The sequence below is a fragment of the Nocardioides sp. Leaf285 genome (genome assembly GCF_001422955.1).
In the GTDB taxonomy this organism is placed as follows: Bacteria; Actinomycetota; Actinomycetes; order Propionibacteriales; family Nocardioidaceae; genus Nocardioides; species Nocardioides kribbensis.
On sequence record NZ_LMNH01000003.1, the window covers coordinates 932,914 to 954,248 of the forward strand.

A 21,335-nucleotide genomic window follows, 5' to 3' on the forward strand; every position below is an offset into this window, starting at 1 on the left:
GCTGATGAGCGCGAGGCACAGCGACGTGCCTCGTCGTGTCCGGTGGTCGCGACGTCCTCCGCGCGCCCACCCCGAGGACGTCCTCACCATGCCCCCCTGGTCCCCGCTCCCGTCCGAGCCCCGTGCCGTCCGTGGCCGCCCCTGGTCCACCCGCGTCGTGCTGGGCGCCACCGGACTGGCCCTGGTGTGCCCCACCCTCGTGCTCGCCGCGCCGGCGGGTGCGGCGCCGGACACGGCGTACGAGGTGCCGTTCCCGTGCGGCCAGACCTGGACCGGCACGACACGGTCCAGCCACAGCCCCAGCTCGCGGGCGATCGACTGGAACCGCACCGACGACGTCGACGACCCCGTCGTCGCCGCCGCGCCCGGCGTCGTCACCACGGCGGCGCCCACCGGCACCTCCGGCTACGGCCACTACGTGGTCATCGACCACGGCGGCGGGGAGAGCACCCTCTACGCCCACCTCAACGACGTCGTCGTCGTGACCGGGCAGAGCGTCGACCAGGGCGCCCAGATCGGCACCCTGGGCTCGACGGGCAACTCCACCGGCCCCCACCTGCACTTCGAGGAGCGCCAGGACCGCTCGGTGATCGAGGCGTGGTTCCACGGCGCCCCCTTCGTCTACGGCAGCACGGTCAACTCGCAGAACTGCGTGGACGTGCCGCTGGCCGGCAACTTCGCCGGCGACGCACCCGCGGAGCTCGCGGTCTACCGGCGTGCCGGCACCTCGGAGTTCCGGATCCAGCGGCCCCGTGCCAAGCCCCGCGTCGTGCGGCTGGGCACGTCGACCGACGACCCCGTGGTCGGTGACTGGGACGGTGACGGGCTCACCAACCCGGGCGTGCGCACACCGTCGACCAAGACCTTCACGCTGAAGACCGGGGCCGGGCTCGCCACGGTCGTGCTCGGCAACGCCACCGACGAGCCCGTCGCCGGCGACTGGGACGGCGACGGCCTGTGGGAGGTCGGTGTGTGGCGCGCCAAGACCGCGCAGTTCCGGATGCGGGCCGCCGACGGCACGGTGTCGACCGCCGTGCTGGGCGACGCCGACGACGTCCCGGTCACCGGCGACTGGGACGGCAACGGCACCACCGACCTCGGCGTCTACGACCAGGCCACCGCGACCTTCATGCTGCGCCGCGTCGACGACGACGGGCTGGCCTGGACCGCCGACGTGGTCTTCGGCGAGCCCGGCGACCTGCCCGTGGTGGGCGACTGGGACGGCAACCTGCGCACCGACGTCGGCGTCTGGGACCCCGCCACCGCGACCTTCTCCGAGCGTCGGGCGACCTCGCCCACGGCCGCTCGGGCCACGGTGCAGGACCTGAGGTTCGGCCGGGCGCGCTGAGGGCTGGCCCGGCGCGCCAGGCCGGGCCTGGACCAGGGTCGGGCCGGCCGGGGTGCCGTCGGTCGGCGTGCTGTCGGTGGCGGGACTGTCAGTCGGCGGCGAGGCGGGGGTAGTCACTCCTGCGTCGGGGGTCGTCGGGGGCGACCGCGTGGGTCCGCCCCCACGCGAGGAGCGCGTCCAGCACCGGCAGCAGGTCGCGTCCCGCGGGGGTGAGCGCGTAGCCGCCCCGCGCGCCCGCCGTGTTGCCCGCTGCGTCGCCCGCGGTGTCGGAGGTGCGTCGCACGACGCCGGCCGCCTCGAGCGAGCGCAGGCGCGCGGCCACCCGGTCGCGGGGCGCCCCGGTGCCCCGCACGATGTCGGTGAAGCGCCCGCTGCCCATCGCCAGCTCGCGCACGACCAGCAGCGACCACCGCTCGCCGACCACCTCGAGCGCCGCCGCGGCCGGGCAGGGCCGCCCCGGCAGCGAGTCGAGCGCGACGTGGGTCGTTGCAGGGGTCGAGTCGGGGGTCGCGTCGAGGGTCGCGGCCGACGGGGGGACCGGTGCGGAGATCGGAGACTCGTTCACCGGTCCCGGTCCCTGCCCTCGGCGACGGCCGGCCGGGCGCGCCGGGGCGCGCGACGGGGTGTCCAGGAGGTCCTCACCTGTGTACTGTCCTGCGGTGTGAGTTTGAATGTCAAACCGTCCTCCGGTCACGTCCTCACGGGCCGGGAGGCCGGGGCGCGGGCACTGCCCGTCGTCGCGCTGGGCACGGCCCTGGTCCTCGTCACCTACGTCACCCCGATGGCCACGCTGCCTGCTGCGGCCGCCGACCTGGGTGCCGGTCCCGCCGCGCAGGCGTGGGTGCTGAGCTCGATGAGCGTCGGCCTGGCCGGAGCCCTCCTCGCCACCGGCGTGCTCGGCGACGCCCTCGGCCGACGCCGGGTCTACCTCGCCGGCCTGGTGGCGGTCGGTGCCGGTGCCCTCGTGTGCGGCCTGGCCCAGGAGCCGCTCCTGCTGATCGGGGCCCGCGTCGTGCAGGGCGTGGGCGGCGCCGCCGTGCTGGCCTGCGGGCTGGCCCTGCTCGCCCACACCCACGCCCCGGGGCCCGCGCGGGCCCATGCGACGTCGGTGTGGGGCGCCAGCGTCGGGCTGGGCATCGCCACCGGCGCCCTCCTCGCCGCCGCACTCGACCTCGGGTCGGGATGGCGCGAGACGTACGTCGTCACCGCAGCGCTGGCCGCGCTGCTGCTGCTGCCCTCGGTGCGGGCGCTGCCCGTCTCCGCGCCCGCGGCGCGTCGCGTCGACCTGCCCGGGCTCGCCCTGCTGGTGCTCGGCATGTCGTGCCTGGTCGCGGCGCTGACGGAGGGGCGTGACGGCGTCGACGGCCCGGTGGTCGGCCTCGTCGTGGGTGGGGTCCTCGCGCTGGCGGCCATGGTGGTCGTCGAGCGCCGCGTGCGCGAGCCGCTGGTGGAGCCCGCGCTGCTGGCGCACCCGCGGTTCCGGGCGGCGACCGGGGGATCGCTGGTGCTCGGCCTCGGGATGATCGGCATCTCGTCGTACGTGCCGACACTGGCGCAGGCCGGGCTGGGGGAGAGCCTGTGGGTCGGCAGCCTGCTCGTCGTGGCCTGGGCCGCGGCGAGCGTGGTGGCCTCGCTGCTGGTGCGCCTCGTGCGCCACCCGCTCGAGGGCGGCAGGCCCGTGGCGGTGGTGCTGCTCGTCGTGGCCGGTGGGCAGATGATCGGCTTCGGGCTCGACGAGGGCTCCGCGGTGACCCGGGTCGCGCTCGCCATGGTGGTCTCCGGGCTGGGCACCGGGGTGCTCAACGCTCTGCTCGGGCGCGAGGCGGTCGCCAGCGTGCCGCCGGCGCGCGCCGCCATGGGCTCGGGTGCCAACAACACCGCTCGCTACCTCGGCGCCGCCTGTGGCATCACCCTCACCGTGACCCTCGCGGCGCACGCCGGGTCGGGCGACACGGCACCGGCCGCGCTGGTGGCGGGCTGGAACGTCGCCGTTGTCGTGTCGGCCTCGCTCACGGTGCTCGGTGCCGCCGCCATCGCCGTCCTGGGTCGGCCCCGGACGTGAGCGCGCCCTACTCGCCTGGGCGAGGAGGGCGCGAGGACGTGATCGGCTGCCGCGACCGGGCGTGGTGACCGGGGCTGGTGACCGGGGCTGGCGGGCGGGCTCAGAGCGCGGTGCTGCGTCCCACCACGTGCGGGGCGCCGGACCGCGGGTTGGTCAGCGCAAACGCGATGCCGTCGTCGAGCACACGGGTGCCGAGCTCGACCGAGCCCGGCAGCAGGATCGGCTTCTTGAAGGCCGCGTCGACGCGCACCGCGTCGGGCAGCCGGTTCTCGATCGCGGCCACGCAGCGCGCCAGGCTCCACATGCCGTGGGCGATCTGGCGCGGGAAGCCCAGGGCCTTGGCCGTCCACGGGTAGAGGTGGATCGGGTTGTGGTCGCCCGAGACGGCGGCGTAGCGGCGGCCCAGGTCGCCGGCCAGGCGCCACACGGTGCCGTTGGGCGAGGTGTCGGGGAAGGAGGACCCGCTCGGTGCGTCGGCGTCGCCGCGTCCGCGGCGCAGGTAGGTCGAGGTGCTCTCCCAGACCAGTTCCTCGCCCACCCGTGCCTCGGCCACGAACTCGTAGACCGTGCCCTTGGGGTGGGGGCGGGGGGCTCCCACGCTGGTCGTCACGGTCAGGCTCTCGCCCACCGCGACCGGCCGGTGGCCGGTCACCGCGTTCTCCAGGTGCACCGTGCCGATGGCGGGTGCGGGGAACGACGGCTCGGTCATGATCGCCATGTGCAGCGGGAAGGCGAGCATGTGGGGGTAGGTCAGCGGCGCGGTGTCCTTGCTCGGGAAGCCGCAGACCTCGGCGTAGGCCTCGACGTGGGCCCGCTCGACGGTCACCGGCGGCCGGGTGAAGGTGAGGCCGGAGAAGGACGACGCCGGCCCCTTCCTCACACCGGGCAGGGAGCCGACGACGGGGATCGACGGGAGGGCGGCCTTGAGCAGCGTGGGCACGGCCCCGGAGCCGGGGGTGACCAGGCGGGGGGACTGCGGCGCCCCGGTGCCGGCCACGTCAGGCCCCCAGCATCATCTGGCCGCACACGCGGACCACGTTGCCGTTGACGGCGCTCGACGCGGGGTCGGCGCACCAGGCCACGGTCTCGGCGACGTCGACGGGCAGACCGCCCTGCGACATCGCGTTGAGGCGTTGACCGACCTCGCGGGTCGCGAACGGCACCGCCGCGGTCATCTGCGTGATGATGAAGCCCGGCGCCACGGCGTTGACGGTGATGCCGTCGGTGAGCTCGCCCTTGAGGGAGTCGACGAGGCCGATGACGCCGGCCTTGGAGGCGGCGTAGTTGGTCTGGCCGACGTTGCCCGCGATGCCGGCGATGCTCGCCACGCCGACGATCGAGCCGTGGGCGTTGACGACGCCCTGGTCGAGCAGCTCGCGGCTGATGCGCTCCGGGGCGGTGAGGTTGACGGCGATGACCGACTCCCAGCGGTCCTCCGACATGTTGGCGAGCTTCTTGTCGCGGGTGATGCCGGCGTTGTGGACCACCACGTCGACGCCGCCGTGCTTGTCCTTGAGGTGCTGGGCGATCCGCTGCGGGGCGTCCTTCGCGGTGATGTCGAGGGTCAGCCAGTCACCGTCGAGCTCGTTCATGAGCTTCACCAGGCCGTCGGCGGCCTGGGGCACGTCGACGCCCACGACGGTGGCGCCGTCGCGGTGCAGGACCCGCGCGATCTGCTCGCCGATCCCGCGGCTGGCGCCGGTCACGAGGGCCACCTTGCCGGCCAGGGGGCGGGTCCAGTCGGTGACCGCGGGCGCGTCGGTCGAGCCGGTGGCGCCGATGCGCACGACCTGGCCCGACACGTAGGCCGACTTCGGGGAGAGCAGGAAGCCCAGCGTGCTGGCGACCGACGCCTCGGCGCCCTCGGCGACGTAGACCAACTGCACCGTGCCGCCGCGACCGATCTCCTTGCCCAGGCTGCGGGTGAAGCCCTCCAGGGCGCGCTGCGCGACGCGCTCGCCCCCCTCGAGGAGCTCCGGCGGGGTGCCGAGCACGACGACGCGCGGGCAGGTCGCGAGGCTGCGCATGAGCGGGGTGAAGAAGTCGCGCAGGGCGATGAGCTGGTCGGAGGACGTGAGGCCGGTGGCGTCGAAGACCAGGCCCTTGAGCCTGGATCCCTCGGCCGGGGCGTCGGTGCTCTCGACGCCGAGCTGGGAGAGGATGCCGCCGAGCGACTCGGCGAGGCGGCCGCGTCCCCCGACGGCGACGATGCCGTCGACGAGCGGAGCGCCCTCGGCGTACCGCTCGAGCTTCATGGGGGCGGGGAGGCCGAGGTTCTTGACCAGCAGCTTTCCGAGCGGGGACTGCGAGAAGCTCTGGTACTTGTCGCTCATGCGGGTGGTCCTCCGTGTGGTGGTGGGAGATCGTGGGGCACGGTCATGTAACCCGATGTGTAACTCAGCGTCCACACATCGTGACGTGCCCCTCACAGGCTTCACTGCGAGGCCTGTCGACGCAAGGATGACCCTATGCAACCCACCACTCGTCGCGTCGCCGTCATCGGCGGCAACCGCATCCCCTTCGCCCGGTCCAACACGGTCTACTCCGACGCGTCGAACCAGGACATGCTCACCACCGCCATCGACGGCCTCGTGACCCGCTTCGGCCTCGAGGGCGAGCGCCTCGGCGAGGTGGTGGCCGGAGCCGTGCTCAAGCACAGCCGTGACTTCAACCTCACCCGCGAGGCGGTGCTGGGCTCCAAGCTCTCACCCGAGACCCCCGCCACCGACATCCAGCAGGCCTGCGGCACCGGTCTCCAGGCGGCGATCCAGGTCGCGAACAAGATCGCCCTGGGCCAGATCGAGGTCGGTATCGCCGGTGGCTCGGACACCACCTCCGACGCACCGATCGCCGTGGGGGAGGGACTGCGCAAGATCCTCCTCGAGGCCAACCGGGCCAAGGACCTCAAGGGTCGCCTCGCGGCCCTGGCCAAGGTGCGTCCCGGCGACCTCGTGCCGAGCATCCCCCAGAACGGCGAACCCCGCACCGGGCTGGCCATGGGTGATCACGCCGCGCTCACCGCGCTGGAGTGGCAGGTGGGTCGTGAGGAGCAGGACGCCCTCGCCGCGACCTCCCACCAGAACCTCGCGAAGGCCTACGAGGCCGGCTTCCTCGACGACCAGATCACCCCCTTCCGCGGGCTCGAGCGCGACCAGAACCTGCGCCCCGACTCCTCGGTGGAGAAGCTGGCCAAGCTCAAGCCGGTCTTCGGCAAGGGCGAGGCCGCGACGATGACCGCGGGCAACTCCACCCCGCTCACCGACGGTGCCTCGGTGGTGCTGCTCGCCTCGGAGGAGTGGGCCGAGGAGAAGGGCCTGCCCGTGCTGGCCTACCTCACGGCCTACGAGACCGCCGCGGTCGACTACGTGCACGGCGGCGAGGGTCTGTTGATGGCCCCCGCCTACGCGATGGCGCGCATGCTGCAGCGCGAGGGCCTGAGCCTGCAGGACTTCGACTTCTACGAGATCCACGAGGCGTTCGCCTCGCAGGTGCTCTCCACCCTCAAGGCCTGGGAGGACCCGGTCTTCTGCAAGGAGCGCCTGGGTCTCGACGCCCCGCTCGGCTCGATCGACCGCTCCAAGCTCAACGTCAACGGGTCCTCGCTCGCCGCGGGGCACCCGTTCGCCGCCACCGGCGGACGGATCGTCAACGTCCTCGCCAAGCTGCTCGCGGAGAAGGGCAGCGGTCGGGGAGTCATCTCGGTCTGCGCTGCCGGCGGTCAGGGCGTCACCGCGATCCTCGAGCGCCCCTGAGTCTCTGCCGCACACCCACCAGGCCCGTCCGACGAACGTCGGGCGGGCCTGGTGCGTCGGGACCGGGTGTCCTAGACGCCGAGGGACGCCATGGCCAGGGCCGAGGCGACGAGGTACTGACGCACCTGCTCCGGCGAGATCTCACCGACGGTGGGGATGCCCGGCGCCGCCTCCTTGACGAGGATCCCGACCCGCGCGAGCTGCAGGGCGCCGAGGCCGCTGGCGTACAGCGTGTTGGCCAGCAGGGTCGGGTCGCCGACACCGAAGGCCCCGCGTCTGGTGCCGTCCTCCAGGACCGTGGAGAGCACGGCCAGGCACGTCGAGATGCCCCGACCGAGGCGGAAGAGGGCACCCTCGGAGATCTCGTCGAGGAGCTCGGGGCCGGAGCGCCGCATGAGGGCCTGGGCGCAGTCGACGAAGGCCGGGTGGGCCAGCCCGTAGTCGACGAAGGCGCCGACGATCAGCTGCAGACGCTCCCGCGGCTCCTCGGCCGAGGCAGCGGCGGCCTGGAGCGCGGCATGGAGCTCCTCGAGGTAGCCCACCAGCGTGAGGGCGAAGAGCTCCTCCTTGCCGGTGAAGTGGCGGTAGACGATCGCTCGGTTGATGCCGACGGCCTTGGCGATGTCCTCGATCTGGGCGTCGCGCACCCCGCGCTGGTCGAAGAGCGCGCGGGTCGCCGCGATGATCTCCTTCTCGCGGGCGCGCCGGCGCGCAGCCGCGGCGGATCGCCGTCCGTCCGTCTCTGAGGCAGTGACCATCCCCGTATCGTACGACTGGTGCAACTCTCAGTTGCACGGCTGTGACGGGACCGTCAGTCCTCGTCGTGCGGTGGGTCCGGATCTGGTCGGGCACCTGCGGCGCGGCGGCGGGTCCTGCCCCAGCCTGAGGGCGTGGCGTGGCGTGTGCGTCGGACCGGTCCTCCGAGGCGTCGTGCGGGCCCGGCGCGTCGCCGGACGTGGAGGATGCATGCGAGCCGGTCTCCGACAGACCTGTCGGTGGGAGGAACTCCGGTCGGCCGTCCGAGCCCGTCCGCACCTGCCACGGTGTAACGTGGATGGTGCGGTGGTGGTGCCCGCAGAGCAGCGCCAGGTTGCCCAGGGCGGCGGGGCCGCCGTCGGCCCAGTGCTCGACGTGGTGGGCGTGGCACATCACCGGGGGACGTCCGCAGCCGGGGAAGGTGCAGTGGGTGTCGCGAGCCACCAGGGCGCGCCACAGCGAGGCTGAGACCACGCGCGCCTCGCGGCCCAGGTCGAGCACGGCGGACTCCGCGCCGAGGACGGCGGGGATGACGGTGGCGTCGCACGCCATCCGCCGCACCGTGCCGGCGCTCAGCGTGAGGCCGTCGTCGGTCTCCCCGCCGCGCGTGGCGCCGGCGGCGTCCCGCAGCTGCTCCCAGGGGATCGTGACGCTCACGCGGGTGCGCTCGCCGTGCGATCCGGGCACCGCGTCGGTGTCGAGCGCGTGCTGCGCCACCTGCACCAGGGCGTCCCAGGTGCGGGCGCCGTGGTCCCGGGGGTCGCTGAGCCGCTCACCGGTCTGCGGGTCGACCGACGGGGCGGGGGCGGTGAGCGGCAGCAGCGCCTGGCGCAGGACCGCGGCGTCCTCGGCGCTGCCGCGCCCGCGGACCCTGACCCCGCCCGCGCCGTCGTCGCTGATCGACAGGAACCGACGGCGGTGGGACGCACGGGCCAGACGGTCGCGCTCACGCTCACGCTCTCGGGCCGCGCGCCCGGGGTCCACCTCGTCGACCACGCGTACGGCGGCCCGCGCGAGGTCGGTCGCGTGGAGGTGGTCGGCCTTCTCCAGCAGCGAGGTCTCGGCCCGCGTGCGCAGGGCGGTCTCGGCGGGCAGCTCCTCGACGGCGTCGATCACGAGGGCGGCCTGCTCGGGGCTGACGGTGCCGGCGACGAGGGCGGCCAGCGTGGCCGCCCGGTCGCCGACCAGCTCGTGGGCGTGGGCGACGGCCTGGCGACCCTGGGAGACCCGGAGACCCGCGACGTGGGTCAGCCAGTCGGCGGTGGAGCCCCAGCCCAGGCTGCGGCGGGCGAGGTCGCGACGATCGATCTCCACGAGGGCCCGCGCCTCGGCGGCCCGCAGTGCCGACCGGGCCGCGACGAGGTCGAGGGCGCTCGCCAGCAGGTCGTCGTCGCCGAGCACGTCCCAGGGCGCGTCGGCCAGGGCGCCGAGGGCGGCCCGGGCCCGCGAGGCGAGGGTCTCGGGTGGCCGCGTCGCGGCCGAGGTGAGGGCGGTCATGGACATGGCCACAGCCAACCGTCCACGCCGTCCGCGGGGGCCGATAGTGGGTGCACCTGGGGAGCATTGACGCCACGACCGCGGCTGTGGACGCCTCGTGGTCAGCGGAGGAGGCCGACACGGTGGTGTGCCGGGCTCGGTGGGGGTCGGGGCTACTTTCCTCGCGCGTCGCCGGGTCAGGGGGCGGTGGAGAGCTCGACCTCGAAGGTCGTGGCCCTCGCGAACTCGTCCAGCGAGGTGAGGCCGATCGTCGTCGCCGCTCCGGACTCCACCCGGGACAGGCCGGTCAGCGTGCCCAGCCTCTGCTGCCCACCGACGGCTGTGACCTCGACGCGGACGTCGACAGCGTCCTGGCCGTCGTTCGTGACGCGGATCGAGCCCGTGAAGTACCCGAGCGACTGGTCGTTGGTCACCCTCAGGTCGGTCCAGGAGTAGCGCCCCGCGTCGCCGCCGGAGCCGAGCGGAGCTCGTCGGCCCCGACCGTGTCGGTCGTGGTGACCTCCTCGACATCGGTCGGGTCCCGGTCCGCCCCGCCCCCGGCGGGCCCCGTGCATCCGCCGCTCAGGAGGACGGCGCCGACGAGGCCCGCCGCCACCACGATGGGGCGGCATCCTCATGGTGTGTGCCCCTCTCGGAAGTGCGCCCGCACGGCGGCGATCGTGTCGGCCTGCTCGGGGCCCTTGTCGTCGCGGTAGCGCACGACCCGGGCGAAGCGCAGCGCCAGCCCACCGGGGTAGCGGGTCGAGCGCTGCACGCCGTCGAGCGCGATCTCGACGACCTGCTCGGGGCGCACGTGGACCACGTGGCCCTCGCGGTGGGTCTCGAGGCCCAGGAACCGCTCGGTCTGCCAGGCCAGCGTCTCGTCGGTCATGCCCTTGAACGTCTTGCCCAGCATCACGAAACCGCCGGCGCCGTCGGCGGCGCCGAGGTGGATGTTCGACAGCAGGCCCGTGCGGCGACCCGAGCCCCACTCCGCGGCGAGCACGACGAGGTCGAGGGTGTGCACCGGCTTGACCTTGACCCAGCCCGCGCCGCGGCGGCCCGCGTCGTAGGAGGACGACAGCGACTTCACCACCACCCCCTCGTGGCCGGCGGCGACGACCTCGGCGGCGAAGTCCTGGGCCTGCCGCTCGGACGGGCCCGCGAGACGGGCCACCCGGTGCTCGGCGGGCACGAGCGCGTCGAGCGCGGCGAGGCGGGTCTCGAGGGGCTCGTCGAGCAGGTCGCGGCCGTCGAGGTGGAGGATGTCGAAGAAGTACGGGGTGACGTGGAGCCCGTCGTCGCTGGCGCCCTGCGCCGTGCGCGAGGCGGTGTCCTGGAACGCGCGCGGTCGACCGTGCTCGTCGAGGGAGAGGGCCTCGCCGTCGAGGACCACGCTCTCGGCGTCGAGGGCGAGGGTCACGGCGACGACCTCGGGCAGCCGGTGGGTGATGTCGTCGAGGGAGCGGGTCGCGATGACGACCTCCTCGCCGCGGCGGTGCACCTGCACCCGGATGCCGTCGAGCTTGGTGTCGACGACCACGCCACCACCCACGGCTCCGGCCTTGACCAGGCCCGCCGCCACGTCCGGCGCCGAGGAGGCGAGCATGGGCAGCACCGGCCGCCCCACCTCGAGCCCGAATCCGGCCAACGCGTCGGCGCCCCCGGTGAGGGCGGCCACCCCGGCGGCCACAGTCGAGCCCGCCAGCATCGCCGCGCGGCGCACGTCGGCGACCGGCACCTGCGCCACGGCGGCCACGGCCTCCTGCACGACGGCGTCGAGCGCGCCCTGCCGCACCTCGCCGGTGACGGCCCCGCGCAGCCAGGCCTGCTCGGCGGCGTCGGCGCGCCCGAAGAGGTCGGCCACGGCGGCGGCGCGAGCCGACTGCGAGCCCGGGCCCGCGAGCGCCGACAGCGCCGTGAAGGCCCGGTCGACCTCGACCACGTCGAGCCCCGCCGTCTCGGCGGGCGGCGGCAGGTCGGCGACCGACCGCCACCCGAGACCGGTGCGACGCTGGCGCAGGGAGCCGGCGAGGTAGGTGACCACGACGTCGACCTCGTCGGGCCGGGCGTGGTCGAGCCGGCGCAGGAGTGCGGCCAGGGCCTCGACCTTCGCCTTGCGGGAGCGGGTCGCGGCCACCGCCTCGGAGGTGGCGACGACGTCGGCGAGCAGCATCCCCCCATTGTGGCGACCCCCACCGACACCGCCTCACCCCGACGAGGGCCCGCGGGTCGACGTCCCTCGGTCCGGGGGTGCACCGTCGGCGCCCTGGCGTAGCGTCGTCCCCGTGAGCGAGTCGTCGGCGACCAGCGGCGGGCAGGTCAGGGTGTGGCGCCCGGCATGGGCCTGTCCGGCGGCGCGGGTGCTGCGGCTGCACAAGCGCGGCGGCGGCGACCCGACCTACCGCATCGACGGTGAGCGGCACTGGCGCGGCATCCGCACCCCGGAGGGGCCCGCGACCCTGCTGGTGCACCCCCGCCCGGGCCTGGGCGAGGTGCACGCCGAGGCGTGGGGGCCCGGGGCGTCCTGGGCCCTGGAGTCGGTGCCGGCGATGCTGGGCGCCGACGACGACTGGTCCGGTTTCGAGCCCCGCCACCCCGTCGTGGCCGAGGCCCGCCGCCACCACCCCGACCTGCGCCTGGGCCGCACCGGCCTGGTCATGGAGGCGCTGGTGCCGGCGATCCTGGAGCAGAAGGTCACCGGCCAGGAGGCGTTCGCGGGCTTCCGGATGCTCGTCCACCGCTTCGGTGAGCGCGCGCCGGGTCCGGGGGAGCAGCTGCGGCTGTGGGTGCAGCCGCCACCGGAGCGGCTGCGCACCATCGCCTCGTGGGAGTGGCTCCAGCTGCACGTCGATCCCCAGCGCTCGCGCACCCTGGTCACGGCCGCGCGCGTGGCTGACGCCCTCGAGCGCACGGCCACCCTCGCCCCCGAGGAGGCCGACCGGCGGCTCCGGACGTTGCCCGGCATCGGGGTGTGGACGAGCGCGGAGGTCCGCCAGCGCGCCCACGGCGATCCCGACGCCGTCTCCTTCGGGGACTACCACGTGGCCAAGGACGTCGGGTGGGCGCTGACGGGCGAGCCGTTCGACGACGAGGCGATGGCGGTCTACCTCGAGCCGTGGCGTCCCCACCGGGGGCGGGTGCCGATGCTGTTGGGGGCGGCCGGCCTCCACCGGCCGCGCCGCGGCGCGAAGATGGCGCCGCGCACCCACCTGCCCTCCCGCGTCACCCGCCCCTGAGCGGCGGGGTGTGCCGCCGCGGCGGGCGGAGAGGTCAGCCGGCCAGGCGCTCCAGCGCGTCCTGGTCGATGACGGTGATGGTGCGCTGGCGCACCTCGATGACGCCGCGACGCGAGAGCGAGGCCAGAGCCTTGTTGACCGTCTCGCGCGCCGAGCCCACGAGCTGGGCGAGCTCCTCCTGGGTGAGCTGGTGCTCGACCCTGAGGTGGCCCTCGTCAGTGGTGGTGCCGAACTTCGAGGCCAGGTGGCGCACGGTGCGAGCCACGCGGCTCGGCACGTCGGCGAAGGCGAGGTCGGAGACGGTGTCGTTGGAGCGGCGCAGCCGGCGGGCGAGGTCCTGCAGCAGCGCCACCGCGATCGCCGGGTCGCGCTCGAGCTCGCGGTCGAAGACGTCCCGCTCCAGCTCCAGCAGGTGTGCGCGGGTGATGGCGGTGACCGTGGCGCCGCGCTCGCGGCCGTCGAGCAGGGCCATCTCGCCCAGCATCTCGCCGGGGCCCACCACCGCCAGGATGGTCGGGCGCTCGTCGCGGTTGGCGCGGGTGACCTTCAGCGCGCCCTCGCGCACGAGGTACATCGTCTCGTGCCGGTCGCCCTGGGCGAACAGCGTGGCGCCGCGCTCCACGACGACCTCGGTCATCAGGGGGAGCAGGGCCGCGACGGCGCCGAGGTCGTCCGGTGTGGTGGGGCCGGGGTCGAGCGGGGTCACGGATCCTCCGAGGGCAGGGAGTCGGGCACGTCACCACATGATCGGACACGACGGGGGGTCGAGGCGAGCGGACGCCGGATGAGGTACGCCACTCCCGCTCGCCGGCGCCTGGCCCCGGGGGCCCGACGCGCCGGTCCGCGGGGTCCCGGGACGGTTGCTGCGACTCCGTGTCACACTCACGTGAGCCGAGTCACACCTGCCGGAGGACCGATGAGCACCGACCTCGACCTGCTGCGCACCGCCGACCGCGAGTCCGCCGCCGCCTTCTTCGCCGCGGCCCCCGCCGAGGGTCTGGTCGCCGCGACGCCCGACGACCGGCTCGTCGAGCTCCTCGGGCGCCCCCAGGTCCGCGCCGCCGCCGTCACCGGCATCCTGCGACGCCTCGACGAGTACGCCGACCCCGCGCGGCTGGCCGACCTCAAGGGCTCGGTCCGCTTCGAGCTGACCACCAGCGACGGTGGGGTCGAGACGCGGGGCCTGGCCTTCGCCGACGGGGTCATCGAGCCCCTCGTGGAGGCGTCCGCCCTCGGGGCGGACCCCGCGGGGGCCGACGTCGTCCTGCGCAGCACCCTGCTGCGCTTCGCCCGGCTGGTCACCGGCCAGGGCAACGCGGCCCTCGACTACCTCGCGGGCCACCTCGAGGTCGAGGGCGACGCGATGTTGGCGCTGGGCGTCGGTGGCCTGTTCCGGGTGCCCGGCCACGACGAGGTGGCCGTCGACCCCACCGCCCTCGACCCGGTCGACGTCGCCACGGCGGTCGCGGAGGCGAGCACCGACCACCTGCGCTCGGTCATGGCCGGCGGCTTCCGACCGGTCGTGCTCGACGAGGTCTTCCGCCGCCTGCCCGACTTCGTCGACGCCCGCCGCTCCTCGCGGCTGCGCGTCGCCGTCGGCTTCCGCCTGGCGGCCAGCGGCGACCTCCCGGCCGACCGCTACCTGGTGCGCATCGACCGCGGGCACACCACCGTGGAGCGCACCGAGACCGGCGACGACGGTCGGGACGGTCGGGACGCCACCATCGTGTGCGAGGCCCACGACTTCCTGCGCCTGGCCACGGGCCAGCTCAGCGTCATGACCGGCGTGCTCCGCGGCCAGCTGAAGGTCCGCGGCGACCGGGCCAAGGCGCTGCAGCTCGCCGGGGCCCATCGACTTCCCGAGGGCCGCCCCGCAGCGCGCCCGGCGCTGAGGCCCGACCAGCCCGGTCCGGAGCAGCCCGGTCCGGAGCAGCCCGGATCGGAGCGCCGGCCCCGAGCGGTCGAGCCGCCGAGCCGGCGGAGCGGCGCGCCTCAGAGCAGGGGGCGCAGCGGGCGCAGCACGAGCTCGGTGAACTTGCGGTGCAGGTCGCGTGCCTCCCACTCGCCACGGGTGAGCTCGAGGCTGTTGGACTCGTCCACCATCCAGATCTCCTCCAGCGTCTTGGCCAGCGACTCGTCGATGACCTCGACGTTGACCTCGTAGTTGCCCGAGAGGCTGAGCCGGTCGATGTTGGCGGTGCCGACCGTGGTCCACGTGCCGTCGACGGTGGCGGTCTTGGCGTGCACCATCGCGTCGCGGAAGCGGAAGATACGCACCCCGGCGTCGAGCAGCTGGGAGAAGTAGCCGCGCGAGATCCAGTCGGCCACGATGTGGTTGGACTTCAGCGGCACCAGCAGCCGCACGTCGACCCCGCGGCGCGCGGCGGCCCGCAGGGCGTCGACGAAGTCCTGGTCGGGGATGAAGTAGGCCTGCGTCATCCACACGTTGCGGCTGGCGCGGTTGATGGCCTCGAGGTACATCGACCGGATGGGGAACATCCACAGCCGCGGCACGTTGCGCTGGATCCGGATCCGGGGCTCCCACACCGAGCTGGTCTCCAGCAGCAGCGGCCGCTCGCTCACGCCGATGAGGCGACGGCGGTTGAGGTTCCAGAAGTCGGCGAAGGCACGCTGCAGGTCCCACACGCCGGGGCCGGTGATCCGCACGTGGGTGTCGCGCCACTCGGTCTCGTAGGCGTCGCCGATGTTGTAGCCGCCCACGAAGCCGACCGTGCTGTCGACGACCAGGATCTTGCGGTGGTCGCGGCCGTAGCGGCGGACGTCGAAGAAGCGCCAGCCGGCGGCGTAGACGGGGTAGCGCAGCACCTTGACCTGGCGGGGGAAGCGCTTGAAGACGGGGGAGACGACCAGGTTGGCGAACCCGTCGTAGATGCAGTAGACGTCGACGCCGCGGTCGGCGGCCGCGACGAGCGCGTGCTTGAACCGCTCGCCGGTCTGGTCGCCCTTCCAGATGTAGGTCTCGAAGAGGATCTGCCGCTCGGCGCCCTCGATGGCCGCGAGCATGTCCTCGTAGAGGTCCTGGCCGTAGGTGTAGGTCGTCACCGCGCCGTCGCCGATGTCCACCGTGCGCGGCGGCGTGGTCGGGAAGGGCTTGGGGTGCTTGCCGCGGCGGCGGTAGGAGTCGACCAGCGACATCGCGACCGCGATGACCAGGGGCACGCCGAAGACGCTCAGCAGGGTCCGGCGCAGCAGGGTGACCACACGGTCGGCGACGCTCGGCGGTCGCGGTCTCACGGGGACAACCTAGCGTCACGGTGGGGAGTGTCGGTGGCCGGTCGTAGGCTCGCAGCATGCGACCCGTCACCGATCTCGAGCGCCGCGTGGCCCCCTTCAAGGTCGTCTCCGACTACGAGCCCTCCGGAGACCAGCCGACCGCCATCAAGGAGATCACCCGCCGCATCAACGACGGGGTCGAGGACGTCGTCCTCCTCGGTGCCACCGGCACGGGCAAGACGGCCACCGTGGCCTGGGTGGCCGAGCAGGTGCAGCGCCCCATGCTGGTGCTCCAGCCCAACAAGACGCTGGCCGCGCAGTTCGCCAACGAGCTGCGCCAGCTCTTCCCCGACAACGCGGTCGAGTACTTCGTGAGCTACTACGACTACTACCAGCCCGAGGCCTACGTGCCGCAGACCGACACCTACATCGAGAAGGACTCCTCGATCAACGAGGAGGTCGAGCGGCTGCGGCACTCGGCCACCAACTCGCTGCTGACCCGACGCGACGTCATCGTGGTCTCGACGGTCTCCTGCATCTACGGCCTCGGCACCCCGCAGGAGTACGTCGACCGCATGCTGCGGCTCAAGGTCGGCGAGGAGCGCGACCGCGACTCGATCCTGCGCCAGCTGGTGGAGATCCAGTACACCCGCAACGACATGTCCTTCACCCGGGGCACCTTCCGGGTGCGCGGCGACACCCTCGAGATCTTCCCGGTCTACGAGGAGCACGCGATCCGCATCGAGTTCTTCGGCGACGAGATCGAGCGGCTCATGAGCCTGCACGCCGTCACCGGCGAGGTGCTCACCGAGGACACCGAGCTCTACGTCTTCCCCGCGACCCACTACGTCGCCGGCCCCGAGCGCATGGAGCGGGCCATCAAGGGCATCGAGCTGGAGCTGGAGGACCAGCTCGCCGCCTTCGAGAAGCAGGGCAAGCTGCTCGAGGCCCAGCGGCTGCGCATGCGCACGACCTACGACGTCGAGATGATGCGCCAGGTCGGGTCCTGCTCCGGCATCGAGAACTACTCGATGCACATGGACGGGCGCACCCACGGCTCGGCGCCCAACTGCCTGCTCGACTACTTCCCCGAGGACTACCTCCTCGTCGTCGACGAGTCCCACGTGGCGGTGCCGCAGATCGGTGGCATGTACGAGGGCGACATGTCGCGCAAGCGCAACCTCGTCGACCACGGCTTCCGCCTCCCCAGCGCCATGGACAACCGACCGCTGCGGTGGGAGGAGTTCCTGGAGCGGATCGGTCAGACGATCTACCTCTCCGCGACCCCGGGCGACTACGAGCTGGACAAGGTCGGCGGCGACACCGTCGAGCAGATCATCCGCCCGACCGGCCTCATCGACCCCGAGGTGGTGGTCAAGCCCACGAAGGGCCAGATCGACGACCTCATCCACGAGATCCGGCTGCGGGCGGAGAAGGACGAGCGGGTCCTGGTCACCACGCTGACCAAGAAGATGTCGGAGGACCTCACCGACTACCTCCTCGACGCCGGCATCCGCACCCGCTACCTCCACTCCGAGATCGACACCCTCAAGCGCATCGAGCTGCTGCGCGACCTGCGCCTGGGCGACTACGACGTGCTGGTCGGCATCAACCTGCTGCGCGAGGGCCTCGACCTGCCCGAGGTGTCGCTCGTCTCGATCCTCGACGCCGACAAGGAGGGCTTCCTGCGCTCCGACAAGTCGCTCATCCAGACCATCGGCCGAGCAGCGCGCAACGTGTCGGGCCAGGTGCACATGTACGCCGACAAGATCACCCCCTCGATGGAGATGGCGATCGAGGAGACCAACCGCCGCCGCGACAAGCAGATCGCCTACAACAAGGCCCACGGCGTCGACCCGATGCCGCTGCGCAAGAAGATCGCCGACATCACCGAGATGCTCGCCCGCGAGGACGAGAACACCCAGGCGCTGCTCGAGACCTGGGCCGGCACGGCCGCCAAGGGACGCGCCGGCGGTGTGAAGGTCCGTCAGCCCACCCCGGTGCTGGGGGAGAAGGCCGCCGGGACCCACGCCCCCGACGTCTCGGGCATGCCCAGCGCCGACCTCGCCCAGCTCATCCAGGACCTCACCGAGCAGATGCGCACGGCGGCGGCCGAGCTGCAGTTCGAGGTCGCGGCCCGCATGCGCGACGAGATCTCCGACCTCAAGAAGGAGCTGCGGCAGATGATGGAGGCCACCAAGTGAGCCTGGCGGGCCCCGACGCGGCGGCGGTCGTGCGCGAGGTGCAGGTCACCCTCGACGCCGCCGACCCGCGCGGGCTGGCCGGCTTCTGGCGCGCCGTGCTGGGCTACGTCGACGACGAGCCCCCGGCTGGGTTCGACACGTGGGAGGCGGCCCTGGAGGCCTGGGGCGTGCCGCCCGAGGAGCGGGGGCGGGCCTGGGCCGTCCACGACCCCACCGGCAGCGGCCCGCGGCTGTTCTTCCAGCGGGTGCCCGAGGCGAAGACCACGAAGAACCGCGTGCACCTCGACGTGCGGGCCGCGCCGGGTCTCAGCGGCGAGGCGCGCATGGCCGCGCTCGAGGCCGAGTGCGAGCGCCTGGTCGCCCTGGGCGGCAGCCGGCTGCGGCGTGTGGACGCCGACGGCGCCGACGGCGCCGACGAGGGCATCATCGTGATGGCCGACCCCGAGGGCAACGAGTTCTGCCTCGACTGAGGCCCGGCCCCTGCTCCGACCACTGCTCCGACCACTGCTCCGACCACCCTTCCCAGCACCGGTCCGTCCGGCGCCCGACCCCTGGTGCGGCGCGGGCGTCGCGCGGGAGCAGGATGGGGGAGTGAACCCGACCGTCGAGCCCACGCTCCGCGCGGCCCTCCCGGTGTGGACCGTCGGCCTGCTGATCTACCTGCTGGCGGTGTTCCACCGCTCCTCCCTGGCGGTCGCCGGCCTGGCCGCGACCGAGCGCTTCGACATCTCCGCGGCCCAGCTGGCCACCTTCACGATGCTGCAGCTGCTCGTCTACGCCGCGATGCAGGTGCCGGTCGGGCTGCTCGTCGACCGGTTCGGCTCGCGCAGCGTGCTGCTGACCGGCGCCGTCGTGCTCTCCGCGGCCCAGGCCGGCTTCGCACTGGCCGAGACCTACCCGCTGGCGCTGCTGGCGCGCTTCTTCGTCGGTCTCGGCGACGCCATGACCTTCATCTGCGTGCTGCGCACCCTCGCGATGTGGTTCGCCCCGCGACGCATCCCGCTCATCACCCAGCTGACCGGCACCCTCGGCCAGGTCGGCGCCATCGGGGCGGCGGTGCCCATGACCTGGGCGCTCTCGACGGTGGGCTGGACGCGGGCCTACCTGTTCACGGCCTCCCTGGGCGTCATCCTGGCCCTCGTCGGCCTGGTCGTGCTGCGCGACACCCCCGACGCGCGCAACCTGCGCGGCGCCGCCCTGTCGCCGAGCGCCGTGCGCCGCAGCCTGGCCGCCTCGTGGGCCCACCCGGGCACGCGCCTGGGCTTCTGGATCCACTTCTCGACCCAGTTCAGCGCGACCACCCTGAGCCTGCTGTGGGGCTACCCGTTCTTCGTGCGCGGCGAGGGGCGCACGCCCACCGAGGCGGGCGTCCTGCTGACGCTGCTCGTCGTCGCCGTGGTCACCGGCGGGCCGGTGCTCGGCTGGCTCGTGGGTCACCACCCCTGGCACCGCTCGACCATGGCCCTCGTGGTGGTCACGGCGATCGCCGCCACCTGGACCGTCGTGCTGGCCTGGCCGGGGGAGGCGCCGTTCGGCGTGCTGGTCGTGCTGGCCCTGGTCTGCGGGGTGGGCGGTCCGGCCTCGATGATCGGCTTCGACGTGGGGCGCACCTCCAACCCCGCCGAGCGGCTGGCCAGCTCCACCGGCATCATCAACGTGGGCGGCTTCCTCGCCAGCCTGCTGCTGGTCGTGGCCATCGGTCTGGTGCTCGACTGGCGCACCCCGGGCGCGAGCACCTCCTACACCCCGGAGGCCTTCCGGTGGGCGATGGCGCTGCAGTACCTCCTGTGGGGCCTCGGGCTGGTGCAGATCACCCGCTACCGCCTCCGGGCCCGCCGCGTCATCGACCGGGAGGCCCTCCAGGCCGGGGTGCTGCCGTGAGCGAGGAGCGGGCGCCGCTGACCGACGACGGTCACCACGTGGTCATCGACGGGCGCCGCTGGCGTGCGACCGACCCGATGGTGCCCGAGGAGCGACGGGCCGAGCTCCAGCGGGTGCTCATGGCGTGGCGCCGCGACGTCAGGCGCACCCGCGGCACCGCGGAGGAGAAGCGCTCGCGCGCCGGCGTCCAGGCCGCCAAGGTCGCGCTCGGCGAGCGGGGCGAGCCGTGGTGGGAGCAGAGCGACGCCGAGCGACGTGCCCGCTGGGAGGCCGACGTGCCCACGCCCGACTGAGCGTGTGCCCCCGGCGCGAGGGCGCTGCTACCGCGACGACGGGCCGGCGTCAGGGCGCAGCCAGCGCGCCAGCAGGGGCGTGAGCAGCAGGATCACCACGAGCCGCAGCACCTGCACGGCCAGGACGTAGGTGACGTCGGCGCCGCTGTCGGCCGCCGTGGCCAGCACCGCGAAGAGCCCGCCCGGGGTGGTCGCGAGGTAGGCGGTGAGCCCGTCGACCTCCGTGGCGCGTGCCAGCACCGCGCCCATCGCGGCGGTCGAGACCACGAGACCCGCGATGAGCGCCAGCACGACCGGCAGCATCCTGGCGATGGAGCGCAGGCTCTCGCGGGTGAAGCGCAGCCCGACCTGGACGCCGATCAGCAGGTAGCCCACCCACTGCACCACCACCGGTACGCCGGCAGCGCCGAGCCACCCGGTGGCGGCGAGCACCGCCGCGACCAGCATCGGCCAGAGCAGCACGCCCGTCGGCACGGGCAGCGCGCGGGCCAGCGCCAGCCCGAGCACGAGCGACACCAGCACGAAGCCGGTCTCGGTGGCCAGCGCACCACCGTCGCTGCCCGCGGCACCCGTGACGCCGGCGTCGCCGGGCCCGCCCGCCCCGCCCGCGGGGGCGAAGACGACGCTGGTGACCAGCGGCATCGCCAGCAGCACGACGAGCACCCGGAGGTATTGCACGACGGTCACCACGCGCTCGTCGGCGCCCAGGTCGCGCGCCACGGCGACGATGCCCGACGCGCCGCCGGCGATGAGGGCGAAGGCGCCGGTGACGGGGGAGACGTCGCGCCGCAGCGCCAGCAGCCGCCCGGCGCCGAGACTGAGGGCGAGGGTGCCGAGGGTGACCAGGGCGATGGGCAGCAGGTCGCGACCCGCCTGCTGGAGCGCGGCCACGCTCACCATGGCCCCGATGGTGACGCCGATGACGCCCTGCCCGATGCGGAAGGCAGCCGGCGGCACCCGCAGCTCGGTCGGGGAGGTCAGGGCGTGCGCCATGCCGCCCACCAGCGCCCCGAAGAGCACCGGCGAGGGCAGCCCGAGCGCCCCGAGCCCGAGGCTGACGGCCGCGGTGACGACGAGCACCAGCACGGCG

General features: G+C 73.8%; 17 protein-coding genes and 2 pseudogenes. 9 read left to right on the top strand and 10 right to left on the bottom strand.

From position 1 onward, the window contains the following. Nucleotides 1-88 precede the first annotated feature (88 nt). Nucleotides 89-1,348: a M23 family metallopeptidase gene (locus ASF47_RS22190; RefSeq protein WP_056864298.1), complete on the top strand. Its 1,260-nt coding sequence runs from the start codon at nt 89-91 to the stop codon at nt 1,346-1,348. 88 nt (nt 1,349-1,436) lie between these two features. Here ASF47_RS22190 and ASF47_RS12700 read toward each other — a convergent pair whose 3' ends face one another. Further along, nucleotides 1,437-1,913: a winged helix-turn-helix transcriptional regulator gene (locus ASF47_RS12700; protein WP_200919062.1), complete on the bottom strand. Its 477-nt coding sequence runs from the start codon at nt 1,911-1,913 to the stop codon at nt 1,437-1,439. A gap of 96 nt (nt 1,914-2,009) precedes the next feature. Between ASF47_RS12700 and ASF47_RS12705 the strand changes: the two genes are divergently transcribed. Further along, on the top strand, nt 2,010-3,410 hold the full coding sequence (locus ASF47_RS12705) for an MFS transporter (protein ID WP_156697878.1): 1,401 nt from the start codon (nt 2,010-2,012) through the stop codon (nt 3,408-3,410). Between the two features lie 100 nt (nt 3,411-3,510). Here the strand turns inward: ASF47_RS12705 and ASF47_RS12710 are convergent, their stop codons facing one another. Both ASF47_RS12710 and ASF47_RS12715 read right to left on the bottom strand, forming a co-directional pair. Then, nucleotides 3,511-4,407, bottom strand: coding sequence for a MaoC/PaaZ C-terminal domain-containing protein (locus ASF47_RS12710; protein ID WP_235558735.1), 897 nt, complete (start codon nt 4,405-4,407; stop codon nt 3,511-3,513). 1 nt (nt 4,408) lies between these two features. Then, nucleotides 4,409-5,743 carry a 3-oxoacyl-ACP reductase gene (locus ASF47_RS12715; protein WP_056864300.1) on the bottom strand — a complete coding sequence of 445 codons (1,335 nt, stop codon included), beginning with the start codon at nt 5,741-5,743 and terminating at the stop codon, nt 4,409-4,411. A gap of 135 nt (nt 5,744-5,878) precedes the next feature. Here ASF47_RS12715 and ASF47_RS12720 point away from each other — a divergent pair, with 135 nt between their 5' ends. After that, nucleotides 5,879-7,162 (top strand): acetyl-CoA C-acetyltransferase, encoded by a 1,284-nt coding sequence (locus tag ASF47_RS12720; RefSeq protein WP_056864301.1) that lies wholly within the window; start codon nt 5,879-5,881, stop codon nt 7,160-7,162. Between the two features lie 71 nt (nt 7,163-7,233). On the opposite strand, the gene ASF47_RS12725 is transcribed toward ASF47_RS12720, so the two are convergent. The 4 genes and pseudogenes from ASF47_RS12725 to ASF47_RS12745 all read right to left on the bottom strand — a co-directional run bounded on the left by ASF47_RS12725 (nt 7,234) and on the right by ASF47_RS12745 (nt 11,570). Beyond that, nucleotides 7,234-7,920, bottom strand: coding sequence for a TetR/AcrR family transcriptional regulator (locus ASF47_RS12725; RefSeq protein ID WP_056864302.1), 687 nt, complete (start codon nt 7,918-7,920; stop codon nt 7,234-7,236). 304 nt (nt 7,921-8,224) lie between these two features. After that, nucleotides 8,225-9,421 (bottom strand): annotated as a pseudogene (locus ASF47_RS22225) (DUF222 domain-containing protein); the annotation flags it as partial. A 170-nt stretch (nt 9,422-9,591) separates the two neighbouring features. After that, the gene (locus ASF47_RS21700; protein WP_056864304.1) at nt 9,592-9,828 is read right to left on the bottom strand and encodes a hypothetical protein; all 237 of its coding nucleotides are present in this window, start codon (nt 9,826-9,828) and stop codon (nt 9,592-9,594) included. Nucleotides 9,829-10,028: 200 nt separating this feature from the next. Further along, nucleotides 10,029-11,570: an ATP-dependent DNA ligase gene (locus ASF47_RS12745; protein WP_056864306.1), complete on the bottom strand. Its 1,542-nt coding sequence runs from the start codon at nt 11,568-11,570 to the stop codon at nt 10,029-10,031. A 112-nt stretch (nt 11,571-11,682) separates the two neighbouring features. Here ASF47_RS12745 and ASF47_RS12750 point away from each other — a divergent pair, with 112 nt between their 5' ends. Next, nucleotides 11,683-12,633 carry a DNA-3-methyladenine glycosylase family protein gene (locus tag ASF47_RS12750; RefSeq protein WP_235558736.1) on the top strand — a complete coding sequence of 317 codons (951 nt, stop codon included), beginning with the start codon at nt 11,683-11,685 and terminating at the stop codon, nt 12,631-12,633. Between the two features lie 34 nt (nt 12,634-12,667). Here the strand turns inward: ASF47_RS12750 and ASF47_RS12755 are convergent, their stop codons facing one another. Beyond that, a complete protein-coding gene (locus ASF47_RS12755; RefSeq protein WP_056864307.1) occupies nt 12,668-13,339 on the bottom strand; it encodes a Crp/Fnr family transcriptional regulator in 672 nt (223 codons plus the stop codon). Between the two features lie 210 nt (nt 13,340-13,549). Here ASF47_RS12755 and ASF47_RS20710 point away from each other — a divergent pair. Next, nucleotides 13,550-14,467: pseudogene (locus tag ASF47_RS20710) on the top strand (SCP2 sterol-binding domain-containing protein); the annotation flags it as partial. A 158-nt stretch (nt 14,468-14,625) separates the two neighbouring features. Here the strand turns inward: ASF47_RS20710 and ASF47_RS21905 are convergent. Beyond that, nucleotides 14,626-15,888, bottom strand: coding sequence for a phospholipase D-like domain-containing protein (locus ASF47_RS21905; RefSeq protein ID WP_156697880.1), 1,263 nt, complete (start codon nt 15,886-15,888; stop codon nt 14,626-14,628). 56 nt (nt 15,889-15,944) lie between these two features. Here ASF47_RS21905 and uvrB point away from each other — a divergent pair, with 56 nt between their 5' ends. The 4 genes from uvrB (at nt 15,945) to ASF47_RS12780 (ending at nt 20,245) form a co-directional block, all read left to right on the top strand. Beyond that, a complete protein-coding gene (uvrB, locus tag ASF47_RS12765) occupies nt 15,945-18,071 on the top strand; it encodes an excinuclease ABC subunit UvrB (RefSeq protein ID WP_056864309.1) in 2,127 nt (708 codons plus the stop codon). Continuing rightward, nucleotides 18,068-18,541 carry a VOC family protein gene (locus tag ASF47_RS12770; protein ID WP_235558737.1) on the top strand — a complete coding sequence of 158 codons (474 nt, stop codon included), beginning with the start codon at nt 18,068-18,070 and terminating at the stop codon, nt 18,539-18,541. Before uvrB ends, ASF47_RS12770 begins: the two co-directional genes overlap by 4 nt. A 121-nt stretch (nt 18,542-18,662) precedes the next feature. Then, complete coding sequence (locus tag ASF47_RS12775) at nt 18,663-19,952, top strand: MFS transporter (RefSeq protein ID WP_235557587.1); 1,290 nt, start codon at nt 18,663-18,665, stop codon at nt 19,950-19,952. Then, entirely contained in the window at nt 19,949-20,245 is a 297-nt protein-coding gene (locus tag ASF47_RS12780) for a hypothetical protein (RefSeq protein WP_056864310.1), read from the top strand. The genes ASF47_RS12775 and ASF47_RS12780 overlap by 4 nt, the downstream gene beginning before the upstream one ends. 27 nt (nt 20,246-20,272) lie before the next feature. On the opposite strand, the gene ASF47_RS12785 is transcribed toward ASF47_RS12780, so the two are convergent. Next, nucleotides 20,273-21,331, bottom strand: a complete 1,059-nt coding sequence (locus tag ASF47_RS12785) for an AbrB family transcriptional regulator (protein WP_200919064.1) — start codon at nt 21,329-21,331, stop codon at nt 20,273-20,275. Nucleotides 21,332-21,335 lie beyond the last annotated feature (4 nt).

Bases quoted from the DNA above. Each gene is read 5' to 3' on its own strand.
- ASF47_RS22190 (WP_056864298.1), top strand. From the start codon at position 89: ATGCCCCCCTGGTCCCCGCTCCCGTCCGAGCCCCGTGCCGTCCGTGGC.
- ASF47_RS12715 (WP_056864300.1), bottom strand. From the start codon at position 5,743: ATGAGCGACAAGTACCAGAGCTTCTCGCAGTCCCCGCTCGGAAAGCTG.
- ASF47_RS12720 (WP_056864301.1), top strand. From the start codon at position 5,879: ATGCAACCCACCACTCGTCGCGTCGCCGTCATCGGCGGCAACCGCATC.
- ASF47_RS12725 (WP_056864302.1), bottom strand. From the start codon at position 7,920: ATGGTCACTGCCTCAGAGACGGACGGACGGCGATCCGCCGCGGCTGCG.
- ASF47_RS12745 (WP_056864306.1), bottom strand. From the start codon at position 11,570: ATGCTGCTCGCCGACGTCGTCGCCACCTCCGAGGCGGTGGCCGCGACC.
- uvrB (WP_056864309.1), top strand. From the start codon at position 15,945: ATGCGACCCGTCACCGATCTCGAGCGCCGCGTGGCCCCCTTCAAGGTC.